The 2,032-nt window shown below is 73.2% G+C and carries 3 protein-coding genes; all 3 read right to left on the bottom strand.

Annotated elements, in window-relative coordinates; genetic code table 11:
* On the bottom strand, window positions 1-488 hold a 488-nt coding region (locus ACWDCZ_RS40775; protein WP_449818649.1), incomplete at its 3' end, for a DUF2637 domain-containing protein.
* Window positions 485-1,057 carry a WhiB family transcriptional regulator gene (locus tag ACWDCZ_RS40770; protein WP_387976882.1) on the bottom strand — a complete coding sequence of 191 codons (573 nt, stop codon included), beginning with the start codon at window positions 1,055-1,057 and terminating at the stop codon, window positions 485-487. The genes ACWDCZ_RS40770 and ACWDCZ_RS40775, both read right to left, overlap by 4 nt.
* 109 nt (window positions 1,058-1,166) lie before the next feature.
* Window positions 1,167-1,868: an ATP-binding protein gene (locus tag ACWDCZ_RS40765; RefSeq protein ID WP_449818648.1), complete on the bottom strand. Its 702-nt coding sequence runs from the start codon at window positions 1,866-1,868 to the stop codon at window positions 1,167-1,169.
* Window positions 1,869-2,032 lie beyond the last annotated feature (164 nt).

Below are 2,032 nucleotides of genomic sequence, written 5' to 3'. Positions count from 1 at the left end.
CCGCCCGCCAACTGCCCGCTGAGGAGCCGACCGTACCGATCGGCACCGCGATCGGCGAGGTGCTGCTGACCGTGGTGGACGGCGCCGGCCAGGGCGAGCGGGGCGATGGTGGACAGCACCGCGACCACCGTGTCGCCCAGCCGCAGCCCACCGGCTGCGGAGTGGAGATCGTTGAGCCGGACGGCGTGCAGGGCGTTGGCCCACAGGCTCGTCCCGGTGGCCGCGCCGAAGAGCGTCCAGACGTAGGCGCGGGCGCGCAGTGGTGCGGTGCGCAGGACGAGCAGGGCGCGGACGCCGTAGGCGATGAAGCCGTCGACGATGATCGGGAAGAGGTAGGTGAGGAGGCCCCTCACGTGGATGGCGATGGCCATCTGCTGCAGCGCGTCGTAGGAGAGCGCGCAGCCGGCGGCGCCAAGGGCGATGACGACGGCTCGGTCCCAGCCGGTGACGTGGGCCGCGGTCGGGGTGGTCGCGGTGGTGGTGCTCACGCAGCCGTCCCGAAGGCGTCGCGGACCAGTTGCTCGGTGCCGACGGCGCCGGTGACCGCCGAGGCCGTGCGGGCGGCCTCTTCGGCGATCTGCCGGTGGCGGATCACGCGGCGGGTTTCGCGGTAGAGCTTGAGGGCGTGCTCCGGGCTGATCTTGAGGAGCCAGGCGAGGCGTTCGACGGGTACGTCCTGGCGGTAGCCCGCGAGGACGACGGCGCGGCGCTCCGCCTTGGTGAGGTGGATGTCGCGTCCGGCGATGGTGTCGTTGACGCGGCTGTGGTCAAGGCGGTCGTTGATCTTGGCGTGCAGGGGCTCGCGTTCCTCCTCGGTGAGGCCGCCGCGGATGCCGTGGGTGTCGCCGGTTTCGAGGGCGGCGTCCAGGCAGGCCCGGGCGACGGGGCACTGGGCGCACAGGGCCTTGGCGGTGGCGATCCTGTCGGCGTCCTCCGGCCCAGGGAAGAAGGTCTCCGGGTCGACGGGGTTGTACTCGGTCGGGGTGCAGACGGCCTGGTCCTGCCAGGTGTGGTCGCCGAGGGCGCGGTGGCGGGCGGGACGGCTCGTGGTGGTCATGCGGGGTTGCTCCGATCGCTCTCCGCGCGAGGTCGGCGTCGGCGGGGAGGTGCGCTGGGTCGGTGAAGGTCGGGTGGCTCGCCGTGGGGCGGCCGGGCGCGGCGGCAGCTCAGGCGGCGCGCTGGAGGCGTCTGTGGTCGACCGGCTCGAAGGCGACCCGGGTGGTCATCTGGGCGAGCCGGGAGGTGACGCGGTCACCGAGGCAGGTGCGGAGGTCCTTGATCGGCAGGTTGGTGGTGATCAGGGTCGGGAGCAGGTTGTTGTAGCGGCGGTTGCTCAGCCGGTAGGTCTGCTCCTCGACGAACTCCGAGCCCTTGGCGGCACCCAGGTCGTCAAGGATCAGCAGCGGCACCCGGCTGTAGGCCGCGAGCGTCCGCTCGGAGTCGGTTCCAGTGCTGGGGCGGAGTTCGGCGTAGAGGTCAGCGGCGGTGGTGGCGCGCCAGCGCACACCGATGCCGGCCTCAACCAGGCGGCGTACGGCGCCGTACGCCTCGTGGGTCTTTCCCGCGCCGACGACTCCGGCCATCAGCAGGCTGGGGCCGGTGGTGACCTGGCGGCGGGCGCCGAGGCTGGGGGCGACGGCCTGGGCGGCGACCTGCCGTACCCAGGCGAGGACCTGCGGGTTCGTGGCAACCGCGTCGCGGTAGCGCGGCGGCAGCCCTGCGGACAGGGCCTCCTCCGGCGAGTACGGCTCGTCCGGGAGGGCGTCGACCGCCTGCTGGTCGATGCCCCGGGCGGCGAGGATGCGGGCCATCCGGTCGAGCACCGAGGGGGCGTCGGCGAGGGTCTGCGGGTCGCGGCGGGTGCGCATCACAGCTCCTCGGCGTAGGCGGTGACGGCGTCGACCGGGTTGGTCCACGCCTGATGGGCGGGCACGTTAGGTCGGATTCCCGGCCGGGCCAAACCGGCGCCGGCGCGCTCGACCTCTTCCACAACGTCGAGGCCAACGGTCAGCCGATCATCGTCTGGCCGGCC

It is taken from the genome of Kitasatospora sp. NPDC001225 (assembly GCF_053597855.1).
Note: the sequence above shows the minus strand (reverse complement) of the source record. Positions and strands in the feature narration are given on the sequence as shown.